Source organism: Kribbella sp. NPDC055110, assembly GCF_053607525.1.
The window spans coordinates 14,123-33,761 of the sequence record NZ_JBSGTS010000039.1 but is presented as its reverse complement, the minus strand read 5'-3'; the positions used below and the strand labels follow the sequence as shown (position 1 = coordinate 33,761).

20 protein-coding genes are annotated in these 19,639 nt (G+C 68.3%); 9 read left to right on the top strand and 11 right to left on the bottom strand.

What is annotated here, in order from left to right; translation table 11 throughout:
- Positions 1-2 precede the first annotated feature (2 nt).
- The gene (locus tag ACWF0M_RS35570) at positions 3-599 is read left to right on the top strand and encodes a hypothetical protein (RefSeq protein ID WP_452240153.1); all 597 of its coding nucleotides are present in this window, start codon (positions 3-5) and stop codon (positions 597-599) included.
- Positions 600-1,950: 1,351 nt separating this feature from the next.
- Here ACWF0M_RS35570 and ACWF0M_RS35565 read toward each other — a convergent pair.
- Genes ACWF0M_RS35565 through deoC form a run of 4 tightly spaced genes read right to left on the bottom strand, consistent with a single transcriptional unit; the run spans position 1,951 to position 6,237 of the window.
- Entirely contained in the window at positions 1,951-2,943 is a 993-nt protein-coding gene (locus ACWF0M_RS35565) for a S66 family peptidase (RefSeq protein WP_452240152.1), read from the bottom strand.
- 33 nt (positions 2,944-2,976) lie between these two features.
- Positions 2,977-3,849: an aldehyde dehydrogenase family protein gene (locus ACWF0M_RS35560; RefSeq protein ID WP_452240151.1), complete on the bottom strand. Its 873-nt coding sequence runs from the start codon at positions 3,847-3,849 to the stop codon at positions 2,977-2,979.
- On the bottom strand, positions 3,839-5,275 hold the full coding sequence (locus tag ACWF0M_RS35555) for an aldehyde dehydrogenase family protein (RefSeq protein WP_452240150.1): 1,437 nt from the start codon (positions 5,273-5,275) through the stop codon (positions 3,839-3,841). The genes ACWF0M_RS35560 and ACWF0M_RS35555 overlap by 11 nt, the downstream gene beginning before the upstream one ends.
- Before the next feature lie 5 nt (positions 5,276-5,280).
- Positions 5,281-6,237 carry a deoxyribose-phosphate aldolase gene (deoC, locus tag ACWF0M_RS35550; RefSeq protein ID WP_452240149.1) on the bottom strand — a complete coding sequence of 319 codons (957 nt, stop codon included), beginning with the start codon at positions 6,235-6,237 and terminating at the stop codon, positions 5,281-5,283.
- 46 nt (positions 6,238-6,283) lie between these two features.
- On the opposite strand from deoC, the gene ACWF0M_RS35545 reads away from it, so the two are divergent.
- From ACWF0M_RS35545 to ACWF0M_RS35530, 4 genes are all read left to right on the top strand, one after another.
- Positions 6,284-6,844 carry a PH domain-containing protein gene (locus ACWF0M_RS35545; protein WP_452240148.1) on the top strand — a complete coding sequence of 187 codons (561 nt, stop codon included), beginning with the start codon at positions 6,284-6,286 and terminating at the stop codon, positions 6,842-6,844.
- Positions 6,845-6,858: 14 nt separating this feature from the next.
- The gene (locus ACWF0M_RS35540; protein WP_452240147.1) at positions 6,859-7,755 is read left to right on the top strand and encodes an alpha/beta hydrolase; all 897 of its coding nucleotides are present in this window, start codon (positions 6,859-6,861) and stop codon (positions 7,753-7,755) included.
- A 146-nt stretch (positions 7,756-7,901) separates the two neighbouring features.
- On the top strand, positions 7,902-8,831 hold the full coding sequence (locus ACWF0M_RS35535; RefSeq protein WP_452240146.1) for a neutral zinc metallopeptidase: 930 nt from the start codon (positions 7,902-7,904) through the stop codon (positions 8,829-8,831).
- Between the two features lie 155 nt (positions 8,832-8,986).
- Positions 8,987-9,433 (top strand): hypothetical protein, encoded by a 447-nt coding sequence (locus ACWF0M_RS35530; RefSeq protein WP_452240145.1) that lies wholly within the window; start codon positions 8,987-8,989, stop codon positions 9,431-9,433.
- A 30-nt stretch (positions 9,434-9,463) separates the two neighbouring features.
- Here the strand turns inward: ACWF0M_RS35530 and ACWF0M_RS35525 are convergent, their stop codons facing one another.
- Positions 9,464-11,089 (bottom strand): phospho-sugar mutase, encoded by a 1,626-nt coding sequence (locus ACWF0M_RS35525; RefSeq protein ID WP_452240144.1) that lies wholly within the window; start codon positions 11,087-11,089, stop codon positions 9,464-9,466.
- A gap of 13 nt (positions 11,090-11,102) precedes the next feature.
- A complete protein-coding gene (locus ACWF0M_RS35520) occupies positions 11,103-11,564 on the bottom strand; it encodes a gamma-glutamylcyclotransferase (protein ID WP_452240143.1) in 462 nt (153 codons plus the stop codon).
- Between the two features lie 31 nt (positions 11,565-11,595).
- On the opposite strand from ACWF0M_RS35520, the gene ACWF0M_RS35515 reads away from it, so the two are divergent.
- The gene (locus ACWF0M_RS35515) at positions 11,596-12,975 is read left to right on the top strand and encodes an NAD(P)H-quinone dehydrogenase (RefSeq protein WP_452240142.1); all 1,380 of its coding nucleotides are present in this window, start codon (positions 11,596-11,598) and stop codon (positions 12,973-12,975) included.
- A gap of 284 nt (positions 12,976-13,259) precedes the next feature.
- Here the strand turns inward: ACWF0M_RS35515 and ACWF0M_RS35510 are convergent, their stop codons facing one another.
- From ACWF0M_RS35510 to ACWF0M_RS35495, 4 genes are all read right to left on the bottom strand, one after another.
- Positions 13,260-13,484: a hypothetical protein gene (locus ACWF0M_RS35510; protein ID WP_452240141.1), complete on the bottom strand. Its 225-nt coding sequence runs from the start codon at positions 13,482-13,484 to the stop codon at positions 13,260-13,262.
- Between the two features lie 106 nt (positions 13,485-13,590).
- Positions 13,591-14,448, bottom strand: coding sequence for a helix-turn-helix domain-containing protein (locus ACWF0M_RS35505; RefSeq protein ID WP_452240140.1), 858 nt, complete (start codon positions 14,446-14,448; stop codon positions 13,591-13,593).
- Positions 14,445-14,912 carry a DUF6879 family protein gene (locus ACWF0M_RS35500; protein WP_452240139.1) on the bottom strand — a complete coding sequence of 156 codons (468 nt, stop codon included), beginning with the start codon at positions 14,910-14,912 and terminating at the stop codon, positions 14,445-14,447. The genes ACWF0M_RS35505 and ACWF0M_RS35500 overlap by 4 nt, the downstream gene beginning before the upstream one ends.
- Positions 14,896-15,360: a hypothetical protein gene (locus ACWF0M_RS35495; RefSeq protein ID WP_452240138.1), complete on the bottom strand. Its 465-nt coding sequence runs from the start codon at positions 15,358-15,360 to the stop codon at positions 14,896-14,898. The genes ACWF0M_RS35500 and ACWF0M_RS35495 overlap by 17 nt, the downstream gene beginning before the upstream one ends.
- Before the next feature lie 43 nt (positions 15,361-15,403).
- Here ACWF0M_RS35495 and ACWF0M_RS35490 point away from each other — a divergent pair, with 43 nt between their 5' ends.
- Both ACWF0M_RS35490 and ACWF0M_RS35485 read left to right on the top strand, forming a co-directional pair.
- Positions 15,404-16,282 carry a hypothetical protein gene (locus ACWF0M_RS35490; protein ID WP_452240137.1) on the top strand — a complete coding sequence of 293 codons (879 nt, stop codon included), beginning with the start codon at positions 15,404-15,406 and terminating at the stop codon, positions 16,280-16,282.
- A 24-nt stretch (positions 16,283-16,306) separates the two neighbouring features.
- Positions 16,307-17,179, top strand: coding sequence for a hypothetical protein (locus ACWF0M_RS35485; RefSeq protein WP_452240136.1), 873 nt, complete (start codon positions 16,307-16,309; stop codon positions 17,177-17,179).
- A 51-nt stretch (positions 17,180-17,230) separates the two neighbouring features.
- Here ACWF0M_RS35485 and ACWF0M_RS35480 read toward each other — a convergent pair whose 3' ends face one another.
- Complete coding sequence (locus tag ACWF0M_RS35480) at positions 17,231-18,082, bottom strand: hypothetical protein (protein ID WP_452240135.1); 852 nt, start codon at positions 18,080-18,082, stop codon at positions 17,231-17,233.
- Between the two features lie 161 nt (positions 18,083-18,243).
- Here ACWF0M_RS35480 and ACWF0M_RS35475 point away from each other — a divergent pair, with 161 nt between their 5' ends.
- The gene (locus ACWF0M_RS35475) at positions 18,244-19,617 is read left to right on the top strand and encodes an N-acetylmuramoyl-L-alanine amidase (RefSeq protein WP_452240134.1); all 1,374 of its coding nucleotides are present in this window, start codon (positions 18,244-18,246) and stop codon (positions 19,615-19,617) included.
- Positions 19,618-19,639 lie beyond the last annotated feature (22 nt).

Sequence of the window (19,639 nt, the reverse complement as noted above, 5' to 3'; positions counted from 1 at the left end):
GTATGGCTACTTTCTGCAGTCTTGTGGTCACTCTCGCCTTGCTCGCTCCGGCCAGTGGACCGATCGCCACCTACGCCTGCCGCGCCGACACCAAGTTCGGCCGGCACACCGTCTCGCTTCGGCAGGCCGTCGACGCGCAGGCGCCGGCCGTCGTCCGCTCCAACACCCGTTTCACCATCGCGGTCCACCTCCAACCCGGAACGCTCCCGGGCGAGGTCAAAGGCTTCAAGCTGAAGGAGGTCCGCGACCTCACGCTCCGGATCCCGGTCCCGGCGAACTCGTCGTACATCAGCGCCGGACTCACCGGCGGCTCCGGCCTGAACTCCACCCCGACCGTGCAGCTCGAGGGAACCACTGTGGTCGTGAAGGTCGCCGGCCCGATCCCCGGCGGCGCGAACTTCCAGCTGCCGACCCTCACCGTCCGGCTGAAGTCCGGCCGCCCCGGCACCACCATCGAAACCAAACTCCAAGGCACCAGCTACGACGACCCCGGCCTCACCTTCCAGGCCAAGATCAAGTGGAAGTTCATCACCACCACAGCCCCGGTCGCCTGCTACCCCAACCCCAACCCCGCCCTCACCCAAACCACCATCCACTAACCCAGCAGAAGACCGGATATCCGGCTCTTGTGACTGATGCGTGGGTGGTCGACGGGGTTCCAGGGCGGTGCCGGGGCCTGGTGTGATGTGCACGCTCGACAGGAGGTGTCGGGTGGCCGGGTAGTGCACCTGAGCGTCAACGTGCCCGTGCGTACACCGTCTCGCCGGTGCACTACCTGTCGAGCGTGCACATCACCCCGCCGCAAGCACCCGTCCCGCCGCGAGCAACCGTCCCGCCACCAACCCGAACCCCGGCCACCCGGTGCTGCAGCCTCATGCCAGCCCGATGCCAACCCGTCGGCGGGTCGCCACTGGCGGGTTATGTCACCGCCGGCCTGCTACTCCCCGCCATCGCACACACAACCCGCCAGCGGGCCCACACCACGCACCCACCCATCCGACAGAAGGCCGGATATCCGGCCTTCTGTCCGATGTGTGGGTGGTCGTCGCCCCACCAGGGGCCCGGGACAGGTTGTGCGGGCCGCTGCCCACCACGCGGGCTCCCCCGTGAATGACGGAGGTCAGTGGGGGAGAACTCCTGCTCGATCCGCGCCAATCCTCAAGAGCGGGGAAACAAAGTTGCACGGAACGACGATTTCTTTCCCCGCCGCGCCGGCTCACGCGGGCCGCCCGTGCAGCCTCACGTCGAGTCGTGGCGTTTGGTTGCCCCTCGACACCGCGAGTCGTGAATCGAGGCTGCAGGTGACCGCCAAAGCCCACGACTCGACAGGGCAGCACCTGTCAAGCGGCGGACCCGCGATGAACCCGGGGCGATACCGGCAGGCATTGACCCGCGGACCCGGCAAACCAACCGTTATCCGCTCGTCTTGTGGGATCTCTCCTGGCGTACTAGGGGAGAACCCCTAACACGAGGGGTTATCCCCTGGTGTTGTGGGTTCTCCCCTCTAGTACCAACGGAGAAGCCACAACACCATCGGATATCCCCTCGTGTGCGAGGCGCTCGCCGCGCTCGCTCGCTCGGCCGGCGGTGGGACGGACCGGGTGGTGCGGTGCATGCGGTGGTGCGGTGCGTGCGGGCGAGCGGTGGGGATGCGGCGGTGCGGTGCGGGCGATGCGGGTCAGCGGTGGTGTGGTGCGGTGCGGGCGAGCGGTGGTGCGGTGGGACTGGAGACAGGACGTGGTGGGCGAAGACAGGGAATGTCGGGTTTCAGGTCTCCACGGCCTGTTGCGAGTCTCCGGATACCGCCACCGACGCCCACACATCTGACCGGAGCGCCGGATATCCCCTGGTGTTGTGGGTTCTCCCCTCTAGTACCAACGGAGAAGCCACAACACCATCGGATATCCCCTCGTGTGCGGGGGTGCGCTCGCAGGTGGGGCGTCGCCGGTGTCAGTAGGTGACTGTGATTTGTTGTGCGGTTGGGTTGATGTGGGCGTGGCCGCCGTACGGGAGGATTTGCTGGGGGTCGGTGTGGCCGATGTCGAGGCCCTTCACGACGACTGCGGTCGGGTTGTACTCCGCGAGTGCGCGGTCGACGGCGAGGTACTGGCCGAAGACGTAGTCGGCCGACTCGTCCGGTGTCAGGGGCTGCCCGATGGACCACGATTTCGGGCGGCCCCAGAGTACGGCGTCGAACCGCTCGAGGAGACCGCGTTCCCCGAGGTTGCGGAGCATCCGGTACACCTGGTCGGACGACGGCAGCTCCTCGCTGGTCTCGCAGAACAGCACCCCGCCGTACGACTCGGTCGGCAGCATCCAGCGGTTCGCGGCGAGCTGCCAGTCGAGGATCTCCAGGCAGCCGCCCCAGAGTCTGCCGCGCACCGTCGTCGTGCCCCGCCAGGTCCAGCCGGTGCCGCCGAACAGTTCCGGCTCGGACTCGAGATGCGTCGGGACGGCCCAGTCGCGGTCGTGATCCGTCCAGCCCGTGGCAGGCGTCAGCTCGAACTCGCCGCCGGTGAACAGGGCGGCCCGCAGCGAACGCTCGGTGTCCGGGTGCATCGCGCCGCCGCGACCGAACTGCGCCATCACGCTGCCGCCGTGGAAAGCCGGCAACCCCAGCGAATACAGGAAGTTCAGCAGGTTCGTGTTGTCGCTGAACCCGAAGAACGGCTTCGGATCCGCACGGAACACGTCGGGGTCGAGGTGCTTCAGCACCGTGAGCTGGTCGTCGCCGCCGATCGACGCGAGCACTGCGCGCACGGACGGATCGGACCAGGCCGTGTGCAGGTCGGCCGCGCGTTCCTCGGGTGTCGACCGGAGCTTGCGGGTCGTGGGGTACTCGACCGGCTCCAGGCCGAAGTCGTCACGCAGCCGCCGGAGTCCGAGCTCGTACGGCGCCGGGAACAGCTCCGGCAGCCCGCCGGACGGCGAGACGATCGCCACCCGATCACCTGGCTTCAGCACTGAAGACACTGCCTAGACTCCGATCGGGTGCCAGACAGTCTTCAGTTCGAGGTACTGCGTGAGGCGTGACAGGCCCTGGTCCGCGGACCAGTCTTCCTCGGCGGGACGGCGTACCCGCTTGAGGTTTCCGGCCGCGGCGATCTCTAGGTCGCGGGCCTCGTCCTCGGACTCGATACCGCACAGGTCGATCGCGTTGACGTCGTCGTGCGACGCCAGCCACGGCCCGATCTCGGACGCCGACCCGGTGAGCAGGTTGACTACGCCACCCGGTACGTCGGAGGTCGCCATCACCTCGCCCAGCGTCACAGCCGGCAACGGGCGCAGATGCGACGAGACCGCAACAACCGTGTTGCCGGAGACGATCGCGGGCGCGATCACACTGGTCAGACCGAGCAGACTGGAGTCCTGCGGAGCGAGCACCGCGACCACACCGGTTGCCTCGGGCAACGAGAAGTCGAAGTACGGCCCAGCGACCGGGTTCGAGGAGCCGACGACCTGGGCGAGCTTGTCGGCCCACCCGGCGTACCAGACCCACCGGTCGATCGACGCGTCGACGACCGCACGAGCTTTCGAGATCGACAGGCCCTCACCAGCGGCGACCTCGGCGCTGAACTGCTGATGCCGGCCTTCCATCACCTCGGCGATCCGGTACAGCACCTGGCCGCGGTTGTACGCCGTCCGCGCGTGCCACCCGTTGAACGCCTTGCGGGCCGCGACGACCGCGTCCCGGGCGTCCTTGCGGGAGGCCTGCGACGCGTTCGCCAGGAACTTGCCCTTGGCATTGTTCACGACGTACGACCGGCCGGATTCGCTGCGGGGGAAGGCGCCGCCGATGTAGAGCTTGTAGGTCTTGCGCACCTCGAGCCTTTGCGTGTCAGTGGGCAAGATAGGCCTCCAGACCGTGGCGACCGCCCTCGCGGCCGTAGCCCGACTCCTTGTAGCCGCCGAACGGCGACGTCGGGTCGAAGCGGTTGAACGTGTTCGCCCAGACCACGCCGGCGCGCAGCTGGTTCGCCATCCAGAGGATCCGGGAACCCTTCTCGGTCCAGATCCCCGCGGACAGGCCGAACGGGGTGTTGTTCGCCTTCTCGACCGCCTCGGCCGGGGTCCGGAAGGTCAGCACGGACAGCACCGGGCCGAAGATCTCCTCGCGGGCGATCCGGTGCGCCTGGGACACGCCGGTGAAGACCGTCGGCGGGAACCAGTAGCCGTGCGTCGGCAGCTCGCACTCCGGCGACCAGCGCTCGGCGCCCTCGTCCTCGCCGATCTGCGACAGTTCGCGGATCTTCGCCAGCTGGGCCGCCGAGTTGATCGCGCCGATGTCGGTGTTCTTGTCCAGCGGATCGCCGACGCGCAACGTACCCATCCGGCGCTTCAGTCGCGCGAGCACCTCGTCGTACACGCTCTCCTGGACCAGGAGCCGCGAACCCGCGCAGCAGACGTGGCCCTGGTTGAAGAAGATGCCGTTGACGATGCCTTCGATGGTCTGGTCGATCGCCGCGTCCTCGAAGACGATGTTCGCCGCCTTGCCACCGAGCTCGAGCGTGACCGCCTTGTCAGTGCCTGCGACCGACTTGGCGATGGCCCGGCCGACCGCCGTCGACCCGGTGAAGGCGACCTTGTTCACGTCCGGGTGCTCGACCAGGGCCTGTCCGGTGCGGCCGGCGCCAGTGACGATGTTCACCACGCCCGGCGGCAGATCCGCCTGCTGGCAGATCTCTGCGAACGCCAGCGCGGTCAGCGGCGTCGTCTCGGCCGGCTTCAGTACGACGGTGTTGCCGGCGGCCAGCGCCGGCGCGATCTTCCACGCCAGCATGAGCATCGGGAAGTTCCACGGGATCACCTGGCCCGCGACACCCCACGGCTGCGGGTCGTCGCCGGCACCGGCGTACTCGAGCTTGTCGGCCCAGCCCGCGTAGTAGAAGAAGTGCGCGGCCACCAGCGGGATGTCCACGTCGCGGGACTCCCGGATCGGTTTGCCGTTGTCCAGCGACTCCAGCACCGCGAGCTCCCGCGAGCGCTCCTGGATCAGCCGCGCGATCCGGAACAGGTACTTCGCCCGGTCCTTGCCGCTCATCGGGCCCCAGACCTTGTCGAACGCCTTGCGGGCCGCGCGAACGGCCTTGTCGACGTCCGCCGGTCCGGCCTCGCTGACCTCCGCGAGCACCTCCTCCGACGCCGGCGAGATGGTCTTGAACGGCTTTCCGTCCGTCGCCTCGACGAACTGGCCGTTGACGAACAGCCCGTACGACGACTTGATGTCGACGATCGCCCGCGACTCGGGGGCCGGTGCGTACTCGAATCTGCTCATGCCTGTCAGTCCAAGGTGAAGTAGTCGGGGCCCGGGTAGTGCCCGGTGGCCAGCTTGGTGCGTTGCATCAGCAGGTCGTTCAGCAGGCTGGACGCCCCGAAGCGGAACAGTTCCGGGTCCAGCCAGTCCGGTCCGGCCGTCTCGTTGACGGTGACCAGGTACTTGATCGCGTCCTTCGCGGTCCGGATGCCGCCGGCCGGCTTGACGCCGATGTGCAGTCCGGTGGCCTCGTGGTAGTCGCGGACCGCCTCCAGCATCACCAGCGTGACGGGCAGCGTGGCGGCGGGGGACACCTTGCCGGTGGAGGTCTTGATGAAGTCGGCGCCGGCCAGCATCGCCAGCCAGGAGGCCCGCCGGACGTTGTCGTAGGTGACCAGTTCGCCGGTCTCCAGGATCACCTTCAGGTGCGCGTCGCCGGCCGCCTCGCGGATCGCGGCGATCTCGTCGAAGACCATCGCGTACCGCCCGGACAGGAAGGCGCCGCGGTCGATCACCATGTCGACCTCGTCGGCGCCGGACGCGACCGCGTCCTTGGTGTCCTGGATCTTGATCGCGAGGCTGGAACGTCCACTGGGGAAGGCGGTCGCGACGCTCGCGACGTTGATACCGGAGCCGTTCAACTCGTGCTTCGCGGTCGCGACCAGGTCCGGATACACACAGACGGCGGCGACCTGTGGAGCGGTCGGGTCGGCCGGGTCGGGCCGTTTCGCCTTCGCACACAGGGCCCGCACCTTGCCCGGGGTGTCCTGGCCCTCCAGGGTGGTCAGGTCGATCATCGAGATCGCCAGGTCGAGCGCGTAAGCCTTGGCGGTGGTCTTGATCGACCGGGTGCTCAGGGTGGCCGCGCGGGCCTCCGCGCCGACCTGGTCGACGCCCGGCAGCCCGAGCAGGAACCGGCGCAGCCGATCCTCGGACGAGGTCACGTCGGCCAAGCTGTCGACGCCGCTGTCGAGTGTGGTCACCCCTGGCAGTCTAGTGCCGATTCTGAGAGCCGGTTACTTTGTGCGGGTGAAGTCGAAATCGCCGGAGAGCGAGCAGTACCTGTCCGCCTCGAACCGGATCACCGGGTCCATCGTGATCGTGATCGGGGCGCTCGGCCTGGTCGACGTACTGCTGGAGTGGCGGACCGCGACCGGGCTGCTGGTCGGCAGCGTGATCGGGATGTTCATGGTGCTGGCGTACGTCGGCCTGATCCGGCCGTCCGTCACCCTCAGCCCCGACCACCTGCTGCTGCGTAACCACCTGCGCGACCACCGGATCCCATGGTCGAAGGTGAGCGGCGTTGACATGACCGACATCCTCCGGGTGCACACCGACGGCAACCGTTTCCGCGCCCCCGGTGTCCAACTGGTCATGCGCGATCTTCGGAAGCAACGGGTCGGCGGCCGCAAGCTCGCCGCGGACAGCTCGATCTCCAAGGCCGAATTCGTCGTCAACCGGATCGAGCACCACCAGGAGCAGTACGCCGCGAAGTCCGAGGGTGACGTGGTCAGCGGCTGGGCGCGGCCCGAACTGATCGTCTTCGGCGTCCTGGCCGTGATCGCCGTGATCGCGGCCGTGGTCCGCTGACGGTCGACCGGCGCGTGCTCACCCGGCGCGCGTTCGTCCTCACCGGCGCCGCGGCCGCAGTGACCGGTGTCGCCGCGGTGGCTGCCCTGGAAACGGGCGTGATCCCAGGCCGCGCGCGGGTGCACGACCTGCTCGGTCTCACCGGCCCGGACGGCGTCGTACCCGACGTACCCGCCGGTCCGGTGGTGTCCGGGAGCTTCGACTCGTTCGGTCGCCGTACGACGGTCGGCTACAGCGTCATCTACCCGGACGGGTACGACGCATCGGCAGAACTGCCCGTCGTCCTCGTCCTGCACGGTCGTGGGGGCGACCACACATCGGCGGTCAACGACCTCGGCATCGACCGGTACCTGACCGCCGCGGTCCGGGCCGGTACGCCGCCGTTCGCGCTGGCGACGGTGGACGGCGGCCGGGACAGCTACTGGCATCGCCGGGCCGACGGCAACGATCCCGGGTTCATGCTCGACCAGGAATTCCTTCCCCTACTGGCCCGTAAGGGCCTGCGGACCAGCAGGTTCGGCGTCCTCGGCTGGTCGATGGGCGGGTACGGCGCCCTGCTGTGGGTGGCCCTGCACTACTGGCAGCGGCGGGTCGGCCCGTCCGCGCGAGCGGTCGCGGTCGGTGCACTCAGCCCGGCGCTGTGGCGCCGGTACGCCGACGCACAACCGGGAGCGTTCGACGACGCCGCGGATTTCGAACGCAGCCAGGTGTTCGACCGGCCGAGCGGGTTCAGGGATGTTGCCGTCCGCATCGACTGCGGCCGCGACGACCCGTTCGCCGACGCCGCACGGGAGCTCCGCGAGCAGTTGCGGGCGTCGGGCGGGCAGCAGGCCGGCGTACACACTCCTGGCTACTGGCGGCGCATGCTTCCTGACCAGCTGCGATTCCTGGGCGAAAAAGTCGGCCGTTGAAGGGAACTGTGGCGTGAATCGCGGCGTCAGAGCCGGTGTCCAGCCCCCGAGTGAACCCCTGTGCACTCCAGGATTGGTCCGACAGGTCCCTAGACACATCGAGAGTGGAGCTCATGGTCAACCTCTCCCGTTACACCCTGCGTGGCATGGCCACCGTCGGTGCCCTGGCCGGCTTTGCCGCGCTGGCACTGCCGAACGCCCAGGCCGCGCAGACCTCCAGCACGACCAAGACGGTGGCCACGGCCGCTGCAGCGACGACTGCCACGCCGGTTGCGCCGATCGACGGCACTGCCTACGTGATCGGCAACCCGCCGGCTGGTGACGGTGTGACAGCGAAGTCGTCGCTGACGAACGTCGTGCGCTACAACCGCCTGTACAAGACGGGGCCGATCACCCCGTCGAAGTGCAAGGAGGTGAACGTCTCGCTGCGCACCTACACCGGCGTCAACGCGTACCTCTCGCAGCTGTTCCGCTGCACCTACGCCGAGTGGGCGCTGCCGCTGAAGCAGGCCGGTGCGGCGTACAAGGTGGCCCCGAAGCTGGTCGTCACCACCGCCCGCACGATCAACTCGTACTGCGGCACGGTCACCGACACCGCGTTCTACTGCGCGTACAACGGCAAGTCCTGGATCTACATGCCGACCGGCCAGATCATCAGCTTCTGGAAGTCGAGCCCGACCCTGGCGCGGGCGTACGCGACCAACACCCTCTCGCACGAGTACGGTCACCACATCCAGTGGCTGACCGGCATCCTGAACGCGTCCTGGCAGCGTCAGCGCGCCTTCAGCACGTACGCCGCGCAGCTCGAGGAGAGCCGCCGTCGTGAGCTGCAGGCGTCCTGCTTCGGCTCGGCCGCCATCGCCGCGAACAAGCGCTACTACCCGATGAGCGGTGGCCTCTACCAGCAGTGGGTCTACGTCGTCACCAACTCCGGCGACCAGCCGGGTGGTGTCCGTGACCACGGCTCGCTGAAGAACCACCGGTTCTGGTCGTTCGCCGGCTTCAACGCGGCGCGCAGCTACGCCGTCGCGGGCAACTGCAACACCTTCAACGCATCCTCTGCCTACGTCTCCTGACGTAAGTACGTAACTCAGCCGCCCGGTACGCGTTGGCGTACCGGGCGGCTGTTTCTTTTTGGCGACACCTGCACGATCTGCGATCGTGTGGTTACTTGTTTCGGGTGCGGACGCCCTAGAGTTCTTGAGTCGAGCATCGAACGGCAGGAGTCACAGTGAACTACGACGAGTTCAACACCGAGTACGCGAAGGTGCTGGACAAGATCAAGAGCGGCCGGAGCACCTGGTCGGAGCTGTCCGGGCACGTCACCCGGCTGCGCCAGGCGACCGCGGGCATCACCTCGCCGGTGGAGCGCACCCAGGTCGCCCACGACCTCGCCGCGCTGAGCCAGATGGTGGACATGTCCCGGCGGACCAACGACAAGGAGGACGTCTGGACAGTCACGTCGGACGCGATCCGCAAGGCCAGCAGCCAGGAGGGTTCGGTCGCCGACCGGATCGCCCGGATCGAGGCCAGCATCAACGACATCACCGCACTGGCGAACCGGAACCCGGACGAGCGGGACGCGCTGATGCAGTCCACCAGCACGCTCCGCATCCTGCACTCGTCACTGCAGAGCTCCCTGCACACCGAGCAGGCCGAAGCCGCGGCAGCTCGCTGAGCCGGGGAGCCACCCGCCAGGTGCTCCCAGCTACAGACCCAGCGCGGTCGACAACGTTTGCTTGATGCCGGACAGGTCCTCGCCTGCCCGGCGCCGAGCATCAGCGACATCGGTGCTGACCGGCACAACCACTTCCAGGTAGCACTTCAGCTTGGGCTCGGTCCCGGACGGGCGCACGACCACGCGTGCGCCGTCGGACAGTGTGTACCGCAGCCCGTCGGTCGGGGGCAGTGACTCCGACCCCTTGCTCAGGTCGTCGATCCGCTCGACGGTGTACGCCCCGAGTGTCGTGGGCGGCGTCGCGCGGAGCCGGTCCATCGCCTGGGCGATCAGTGAAAGATCCTCGACCCGCGCCGCCAGCTGGTCGGTCGCGTGCAGCCCGTGCTTGACCGCGAGATCGTCCAGCAGGTCGAGCAGCGTGCGTCCCGCCGCCTTCGCCTGCGCTGCCAGCTGCAGCACCCGGACCAGCGTCGACACGCCGTCCTTGTCCTTCACCGCCGCCGGGTCCACGCAGTACCCGAGCGCCTCCTCGTAACCGAAGACCAGCTCCGGCACCCGCCCGATCCACTTGAACCCGGTCAGCGTCTCGACGTACCGGACGCCGTACGACGCCGCGATCTTGCCGAGCAGCGACGACGACACGATCGAGCACGCCGCCACGCCGTCAGGGCGTGCGGACAGCAGGAACTCACCGAGCAGCGCGCCCAGCTCGTCGCCGCGCAGCATCCGCCAGCCCTCAGGGCCTGGGACCGCCACTGCGCACCGGTCCGCGTCCGGGTCGTTCGCAACCGCGATGTCCGCCCCCATCGAACGGGCCAGCTCCAGCGCGGCATCGATCGCGCCCGGCTCCTCCGGGTTCGGGAACGAGACCGTCGGGAAGTCCGGATCCGGGTCGGCCTGCGACGCGACCACCTGCGGTGCGGCGAACCCCGCCCGGGCGACCGCGGCCTCGACCAGGGTCCGCCCGACGCCATGCAGCGGCGTGTAGGCGACGTTCAGGTCCCGTGGCGCATCGGCCGGCACCAGCTGGGCGATCCGGTCCAGGTAGGCGTTCAGCAGGTCGTCCCCGGTCGTCTGCCAGTCGTCGCCACGCGGTACGTCGGCCAGCGGGCCGACCGCGGCGATCGCAGCAGCGATGTCGGCGTCGGCCGGCGGCACGATCTGCGAGCCGTCACCCAGGTAGACCTTGTAGCCGTTGTCCTGCGGCGGGTTGTGCGACGCGGTCACCACCACGCCGGCCACCGCGTGCAGGTGCCCGATCCCGAAGGCGACGACCGGCGTCGGGGCCGGCCGGTCGAGCAGTACGGCGTCCAGGCCGGCGCCGCGCATCACAGCCGCCGTGTCCTGCGCGAACACGTCCGACTTGTGGCGGGCGTCGTACCCGATCAGGACCGGGCCGTCGGTGAGCCCCTTCGCCTTCAGGTACGCCGCGAGTCCGGCGGCGGCGCGGATCACGACGACCCGGTTCATCCGGTTCGGTCCGGCGCCGACGGCACCGCGCAACCCCGCCGTACCGAACTCCAGGGTCCCGGAGAAGCGGTCGGTCAGTTCTGCAGAGTCCCCGGCGTCCAGCAGCGCCTGGAGCTCGGCGCGGGTGTCGGGGTCGGGGTCCTCGCTCAGCCAGGCTTCGGCGGCGGCCTTCAGATCTTCGGTCACTACCGCACGATAGCTAATGCCCAGACGACTGGCAGGGGCGCGCGCGGAGGTCGGCGACGTAGTCGTCCGGGGCGCCGGCCGCCTCAGCGGCCTCGGCGAGGATGCCGAGGTAGCGGGCCGAGGGCAGGCCGCCCTCGTAGGCGTTCAGCACGTACATCCAGGCCAGCTGCGCGCCGTCCAGGGTCTGCACCCGGACCTGGATCTTGCTGTAGACGTCCTGGTCGATCCACTCCCACTCGTCCAGCCGCTCGACGTCCTTGGGGTGGATGTCGTACAGCGCGACGAAGACCTGGTTGGTGGGGTCGGCCGGATCCTCGACCACGGTGGCCATCGCGCCCTCCCAGCCGAGCTCCTCGCCACCGAACGTGAGCCGCCAGCCAGGGAGCCAGCCGGTCCCGCGCAGCGGCGAGTACGGGCACCGCTCGGACATCAGGTTCGGGTCCAGATTCGACGCAAACGCGGCGTACAGGGTCACGGAATCAGAGGATACGGAAGAATGACCTCTCGTGGCGCGAGTTGTGATCATCGGAGGCGGTCCAGGCGGGTACGAAGCGGCCAGTGCGGCTGCTCAACTGGGCGGGGAGGTAACGGTCGTCGATTCCGACGGGATCGGCGGTTCCGCCGTGCTCACCGACTGCGTACCGAGCAAAACCCTGATCGCCACCGCGGAGGTGATGACCGAGGTGGAAGAGGCCGGGGAGCTGGGCGTCCGGCTGGACGACGGCGACGACGACCCGGCGAACTCCGTGCGTGTCGATCTCTCCGTCGTCAACAAGCGGGTCAAGGCGCTGGCGGCCGCCCAGGGCGAGGGCATCTCGCGGCGGCTGGACCGCGACAAGGTCCGGGTGATCCAGGGCCGCGGCCGGCTGGACGGCCCGGAGACCGTGGTCGTCGGCGACGAGCGGCTGCCCGCCGACGTGGTGCTGATCGCCACCGGGGCAAGGCCGCGGATCCTGAAGGGCTCGGAGCCGGACGGCGAGCGGATCCTGACCTGGGAGCAGGTCTACGAGCTCGACGAGCTGCCGGAGCGGCTGATCGTGGTCGGGTCCGGTGTCACGGGTGCGGAGTTCGCCAGCGCGTACGACGCGCTCGGGGCGGACGTCGTACTGGTGTCCTCCCGGGACCGGGTGCTGCCGGGCGAGGATGCTGACGCGGCAGCGGTTCTGGAGGACGTGTTCAAGCGGCGCGGTCTGACCGTGCTGAGCAAGTCGCGGGCCGAGTCGGTGAAGCGGCAGGGCGACGGGGTCGTGGTGACGCTGACCGACGGCCGGAAGGTCGAGGGGTCGCACGCGCTGCTCGCGGTCGGGTCGCTGCCGAACACCGACGACCTGAACCTGGTCGAGTCGGGCGTGTCGCTCACCGACGGCGGGTTCGTGCAGGTCGACCGGGTCTCGCGGACCACGGCCCGCGGCGTCTACGCGGCCGGCGACTGCACCGGCGTACTGATGCTGGCCTCGGTGGCCGCCATGCAGGGCCGGATCGCGATGGCGCACGCGCTCGGCGACGCCGTCCAGCCGTTGGACCAGTCAACGGTCTCCGCGAACGTCTTCACCGCGCCGGAGATCGCCACCGTGGGACTGAGCCAGGCGGTCGTCGACTCCGGCGGCAGTACGGCGCTGGTCGTCAAGGTCCCGCTCTCCGACAACGCCCGCGCCAAGATGCAGGGCGTCCGCGACGGCTTCGTCAAACTCTTCTGCCTGCCCAACACCGGCATCGTCGTCGGCGGCGTCGTGGTCGCCCCGCGAGCCAGCGAACTCATCCACCCGATCTCCCTGGCGGTAGGCGCCCGCCTCACCGTCGACCAGGTAGCCCAGTCCTTCACCGTCTACCCCTCCATCTCCGGCTCGGTCGCCGAGGCCGCCCGCCGTCTGCACCTGCGCAGCTGAGACAAGAGATGAGAAGTGTTGGCGCGTGGCTGAGTTGGGCGCGCCAGTCACCGGACGCCTGATGGACTCGCATCCAGCCTCCGGTCTGACGTCTCATGTCGTGCGCCGCAAGTCCGACCGGTTTGGGGAGCCGCGCCCGCCCGAATCAGCCGGTAACCCTCCCCAAACAACCAAAATCGGCCACAGGCTCCGGCTGACTCGGTGGCCTGGGTGCAGGGGTGCTGGTGGTCGCGCGTTATCGGCTGCTTGCTCGTGACATCACCTGCAATCGAGGCGGGCGCTGGTCAGTCGTCCAGCCACTGCGCACCGGTGTTGTCGCGGTGATAGCCCCGATGCCGGCCGATGATGCAGGCTGTGCCGGTTATCGGGTTCTCCCCGTCGCATCGTTCGGCGGGCTGCAGCGCGGGCCAGCCGGAGTCGTTCAGCTCGCCACCTTGCTCCACCGCGAGATCAGAAGCCTTTGGTGCATCTCGACGTCGGACAGGCCCTGCTGGGTGCAGCTCACTCATGCGGTCTCCCTCGGCCGTTGCGACTGGAGTGGCGGGCGGGCGCGGCCTACAGGGCGGCACGCCCGCCTGCCAGGCAACTACCTTCGCTCCGGGCCGGTCGGGGATTCTAGATGTTTTCAGCAGTTTGCAGATTTTGCTGTTCAGCGGCGATCAGCGCGCGGGCTGCGTCGCCATACACCGCCTGGCGTCGGAGACGGTCGAAAGCGCGCTCGAAGAAGGTGACATCGGCGGCCTGAGTCGTCTTGAAGGAGCCGGTCCACATCTCGCTGCGGACCATCTGGTCGTCGAAGATGTAGAAGCATTCTCCGCCCCACATGCTCCGGTGGCCGGGCGGGATGATCCCGAGGGCAACGTTGGGCAGGCGGGAAGCCTGGCGCAGGAAGTCCAGTTGCTCCCGCATGACCGCGGTGCCGCCGAACCAGTTGCCGAGCACGCTGGCTTCGATGACGAACGAGTAGCTGTTGGTCCCGTCGCCGTGGGTCAACAGCCGCTGCCGTACCAGCCTTGCCTCAACAGCCCCCTCGACTTCGTCCAGTGGCAGGTCGTGAAGTTCAGCGTTGATGGTGAGCACGGCTCGCACATAGCCGGCGGTCTGCAAGATGCCGGGTACCACGATCGCCTCGTACGCGCGGAGGAGTCCTGTGCTGGCGTAGAGGGGTCCGCTCCGCTCCTGCACGTGCCGCTGGCCCTTGCGCAGGTCGCGGCGGTATTCCTTCCACATCTGTTCGACTTCGCGATGTATCGCGATCAGCTCGTCGATCCGGCGTGCGACGCCGCAGGCTATGCACCACGCGCGGATATCGTCCTCTGACGGGTACTGGCGGCCGTGCTCGATCCGGGAGATCTTCGTGTTGTGCATCCCGGTCGCCTCGGCGAACACCCGGCCGGTGAGGCCGGCATCCCGTCGCAGGTCTCGCAGCTTGAGGGCGAACGCCTTCCTCGCCTCTGATGCTCCATTGCTCAATGCAACCGTGACACTTCCTCTGGCCGAAACTCGCGATGTGGGATGGCCAACGCCCAGGCCGATTCAAAGGCGGCCAGGCAGAACCGAACGACCTCGACCTCGTCGTACAGCTGGATCTCGAACCTCTCGTTGCCGCCGTCGAGGACGTTGAACATCGCGAGCTTGCCGTCGAGGACGAAGCAATCGTTTCCAGGCAACGCGAGAGTCGAGGTCAGCCGCCGGGGTAGCCATCGCAGGTCCTCACCTGCCTCGACCGCGGCGCCACTGAAGCGCACAGCCATTTGCTGGTACTCCGACAGCGGTTCGGAGACGACCCGCACTCGGCGCAGCGTCCGGCCGGCCGCAGTCATCGCGGCGACCTCGTCGCGCCAGCCGCCATAGGAAGCCTCCAGCGCGGCGTAGTCGCCGGCTCGCCAGGCATCGAGATCTTCCTGGTCGACCCCGTAGTTATCCCGCAGCTCCAACTTCAGTTGATCGCGGGTCTGGGTAATCAGTTCCCTGCGACGCTGGACGGAGATCGACTCCATACCTCTCCTCGACGTACATGTGCACGAATCGCTCGATGAGCGCCTGTGGAACCTCGAGGAAGGTCTCCTCCGGCTTGAGGCCCCTGAGCTGAGCTCCGACTTCGTCACCGAGAGCCTGGCCCTGGACGACCCAGCTTCCTCGGTCGGTCGAGTAGAAGCTCGGGCAATCATCTGAGCTCTTCGACCCCGGGTCCTTGCAGTAGAAGCGTACGGTCAGGTCGTCGTCAGTCGATGGAGTTTGCATGAAATTTCTCCTCAACTCAGATCTGCTGGTCTCACGACTATCACTGAGAGCGAGCATCAGGTCAAGGAGTGTGACGAGCCCGTGGATCTCCGGTTGGGGCGCACCGGCCGGGTCGGCGCTGTCCGTCCCGATCGAGATCACCAGATGACGCAACTTCGGCGGCGGTGGCTGCATCGTTCGAGGTGTGAAGAGCTACCTGAGACGAGCTTCTACCGCCGCATCGGCCGCCGTACTCCTGGGCACCCTGGCAACCATCGCCCCAGGTACGGCGGCCGCTGCCGCGCCGGCGGCTGCCTGCAAGATGCAGCTCCAGCCGCTGACGAGCGGCGGTGACGCGCCCAACACAACCATCACCGCCGGGACTCCACCGACCGCGAAGACCGTCGCCGGACCTCACCTGTTCTCGCCCGGAGCAGCCCGGGTCAGCTCGACCTGGCGCTGGGACGCCGGCTCGAACGACGGGTACGTCGTCCTCGGATCACGCCTGTACCAGGTGTCCTGGGGCTACGACGAGATGACCGGCGACCTGTACACCTACCCGAACCTGGTCGGGGGCGGCTGGGAGAAGTTCACGATGTTCGAGCAGGCCACCTACGGCTCACCGGCGACCCGGATCGCGCGCTACGGCCTGCGCAACGACGGCGTCCTGTTCCGCTGGACCAGCTGGAAGAACGTCCGCCAGTACCCCGGGTTCAGCTCGGTGAAGGCGATGACGCTGATCAGTGAGACGGCAACCTACGACACCTTCCTCGCGACGACGCGCGGCGGGGCGCTGTACACGATCCACATCCCCGCCGACACCCGGTTGCAGCCGACCGTGAAGAAGGTCCGGACCTCGACCTGGCAGGGCTTCGAGACCCTCGTGGCCGAGCGCTGCGGCACGCAGAGCACGTTGCTCACGGCAATCGACAAGGACACCGGCAGCGCATACCTGTACGCCGTCGGGCACGCGAACGGCACCTCCACCGTCATCCGGGGCCTGGGCAAGGTCCCCGGCACCTACAACGACCCCGTCACCTCGCTCTGGCGTCTCGACGACGCACTGCCGCGAAACGGCGAATAACAACCAACTCCTGAAGGGCATTCGATGAAACTGAACCGGGCTGCCGCAGTCGCGGCCTCCGCTCTGCTGCTCGGCGGGCTGGCTACCGTGCCGGCCGGCAGCGCGACCGCGGCTGCGACCGCCGCCTGCGAGATCAACCTCGGCTCGATTACGGCCGGCGGTGACATGGCCAACGCCTCCGTCACCGCGACGTCGCCGGCCACTGTCAAGCGGTCCACGGGACCGCACATGTTCTCCCCGGGACTCGCGAAGCTCGCGTCGACCTGGACCATCTCGCTGGGTGTCGGGGCGGACTACACGTGGTACGGCGATGTGATCGTCAGCGGAACCCTGTACGGCGGCGCGTACGGCGTGGACGCGGCGGGCAAACCGTTCACCACGCTCAAGTCCCGCGGTGTCGGATACATCGGCTACAAGGCGATCGAGTCCTCGTGGTACTGGGGCAAGAGCGACCGCGCGGCCGACTACCGGCTGCGCGGCGACGGTGTGCTCTACCGATACGCGGGCCGGGTCGTGACGCGCTGGCCGGGCTACTCCTCGGTGAAGACGATGGCGCTGATCAGCGAGACAGCGACGTACGACACCTTCCTGGCCACGACGAACGGTGGCGCGCTCTACACGATCCACATCCCCGTCACCGGTGCGCCGGTCGTCAAGAAGGTGCGCACCTCGACCTGGCAGAGCTTCGACTACCTGGTCGCGGAGAAATGCGGCACGCAGAGCACGCTGCTCGCCGGGATCGACAAGGACACCGGCTCGGCCTACCTGTACGCCGTTGGTCACGCCAACGGATCCTCGACCGTGATCAAGGGCCTGGGCAAGGTGCCCGGTGACTTCAAGGACCCGGTCTACTTCCTCAACACCGCCGAGGGGAACACCCCGCTGTTCGGCGAGTGAGGACAGCACACGGCCCCCTGACCAACCTGGTCAGGGGGCCGTGTCGCGTTCTTAGAAATCGCCGCCGAAGTCGCCGCCGCCGAAGTCGAAGCCGCCGCCGTCGCCGCCGTCGAAGGGGTTGAAGTCGCCCCCACCGTCGCCGCCTCCGTCACCGCCGCCACCGTCTCCGAAGTCACCGCCGCCGTCGGCCATGCCGTCCGCGTAGCCGGCTCCGTAGTCGCCGTACCCGCCGCCCGCGAACATGCCGCCGAGCGCTGTGCCGATGAACATGCCGGTCAGCACGCCGCCGACGCCACCGAACAGGCCCTGCGCGTACGGCGAGTAGGCCGGGCCGGCCTCCCAGTACGGCACCCGCTGCGGGCCGACCATCACCTTGCGGACGTCCGGCTCGGCGCCGGCGCGAACCCGCTCGGCGTCGGCTGCACAGGCCGGCACCTCCCGCGGCGCGCCGTTCGGCGGCGACCACAGCACGTCGACGACGGACGGGCCGTGCTGCGGGTTGAAGAAGCAGGCCGGGCGGCGCTGCGGCAGCGGCTCGCCGTTCACGCGGGCCTTCACGCAGGCGGCGGCGTACCGGCCGTCCTCGAGGATCTCCACCACGTGCTTGATCTGGTCGGCCTCGGTCACCTGACCGATCGCCTGCTTCGCGGACTCGTAGGAGTCCAGCGCGCGTTGGTAGTCCTGCCGTGCACCATCGCCGAGGTCCTTGCCGACCATCTCCAGGTCGAGGTCCTGCAGCTCCTCGCCGAACCGGGTGATGTCCTCGTCGGCGGTCCGCTTCACCGCCTCGAGCTCGGCGGCGGTGATCTGGTGCTGCTGCTTGGTCTGCAGCTGGGTCCGACGGTACGAGCGGTACGCCAGGACCGCGATCACCGCGACGGCGATGATCAGGATGAATTCCATTGTCGGGCCTCTCTCGGGGGCTTTAGGGAGAGCCTATCCAATCCCTCAAGATCGGCGACGCCACGCAGGGTGACGTAATCCCCGGAAAGCGGTCACTGACAGCGCATAATCGAGGTGCGCGCCGCCCAGCGACTGTCCGTCTCCGCGCCGGAAGGCTGTCTATGGGCAAGACCGCGCGACTATTGCCGCTCGTACTGACGGCGGCTGCTCTGGTCCCGCTACCGCACGACAAACCCGATTCCTCCTATCAGGAGATCCCGCTCGACGGGCCATCGGTGCAGGCCGAAACCGCACCGTTCGGAATGGTCGGCATCACCTGGCCCGATGGCGTGCGGGGAGTGACCGCGAAGGTTCGCGTCGAACGCGACGGGCAATGGACCGACTGGCAGCCGCTGCAAGTAGAGGACGAACACGGGCCAGATCCATCGGACGCCGAAGGAATTGAGCGCGCGGGGACCGAGCCGTTGTGGGTCGGTAATGCCACGGGTGTGCAGGCGAGTGCGGTGACCGCTGCCGGCGCGGTGTCCGACGCCAAGGTGGTTCTGATCCAGCCCGGCGTACTCAGCTCCGATTCCGAGGACCCGGGCGGCGAGGTCGAGGCGGCGGCGAGCAGAGCGCCGTACCCGATGCCGTTGATGGTGAGCCGGAAACGCTGGGGTGCCGACGAGCGACTGCGCGCGTACAACGGTGCCTCGTGCGTGCGGCCGAAGTACACGACGACTGTGATGGCGGCGTTCGTCCACCACACCGCCGATCGGAACGACTACACCCGCACGCAGGTCCCGGCGATGGTGCGGGCGATGTACGCATACCACGTGAAGAGCCGCGGGTGGTGCGACCTCGGCTACAACTTCCTCGTCGACCGCTTCGGTCGGGTCTTCGAGGGCCGGTACGGCGGTGCGCACTTGCCGGTGCTCGGCGCGCACACGTCGTCGTTCAACGCGAACTCGTTCGGCGTCGCGGTGATCGGAAACTTCGAGCAGACCGCCCCGCCGCCGGCGATGCTGGAGTCCACGGCGCGCGTGATCGCCTGGAAGCTCGACGCCAACTACCGGTCGCCGCTGGCCACGATCGTGCTCGACGGAAGCCGCCTGCACACGGTTTCCGGGCACCGCGACACCAAGGCGACCGCCTGCCCGGGAACCCAGTTGTACAACAAGCTCGGCTGGCTGAAGCAGCGCGTGAACATCCTGATGAGCGGCAACTTCTCGACCCCGATCTACGAGTACGCGCGGAAACTCGGTTTCCGGAATGTCGGCCAGCCGTTCTGGGGCGAGCATCGGACCCGGACCGGCTGGGCGACGTACTTCGGTACCCGCGACGTCTTCTACTCCGTTGCCACCGGCCCGCATTCCACGTCCGGCGCTTTCCGGACCCGGTACCGGCGGCTCGGGGCCGGCAGCGCGCGGCTCGGGCTGCCGATCACCGACGCCTATCAGGTCGCGGGCGGGTCGCGGCAGAAGTTCCAGCGCGGCTGGCTGGTCTGGGACCGCCGCGAGCGCCGCGTCCAACTCGTCTACGGGAGGTCACTTTGAGCTGGGCTCATTATGAGGGAAG

Coding starts and splice junctions, on each gene's coding strand:
- ACWF0M_RS35570 (WP_452240153.1), top strand. CDS start 3: ATGGCTACTTTCTGCAGTCTTGTGGTCACTCTCGCCTTGCTCGCTCCG.
- ACWF0M_RS35555 (WP_452240150.1), bottom strand. CDS start 5,275: ATGAGCAGATTCGAGTACGCACCGGCCCCCGAGTCGCGGGCGATCGTC.
- ACWF0M_RS35535 (WP_452240146.1), top strand. CDS start 7,902: ATGGCCACCGTCGGTGCCCTGGCCGGCTTTGCCGCGCTGGCACTGCCG.
- ACWF0M_RS35510 (WP_452240141.1), bottom strand. CDS start 13,484: ATGAGTGAGCTGCACCCAGCAGGGCCTGTCCGACGTCGAGATGCACCA.
- ACWF0M_RS35485 (WP_452240136.1), top strand. CDS start 16,307: ATGAAACTGAACCGGGCTGCCGCAGTCGCGGCCTCCGCTCTGCTGCTC.
- ACWF0M_RS35480 (WP_452240135.1), bottom strand. CDS start 18,082: ATGGAATTCATCCTGATCATCGCCGTCGCGGTGATCGCGGTCCTGGCG.
- ACWF0M_RS35475 (WP_452240134.1), top strand. CDS start 18,244: ATGGGCAAGACCGCGCGACTATTGCCGCTCGTACTGACGGCGGCTGCT.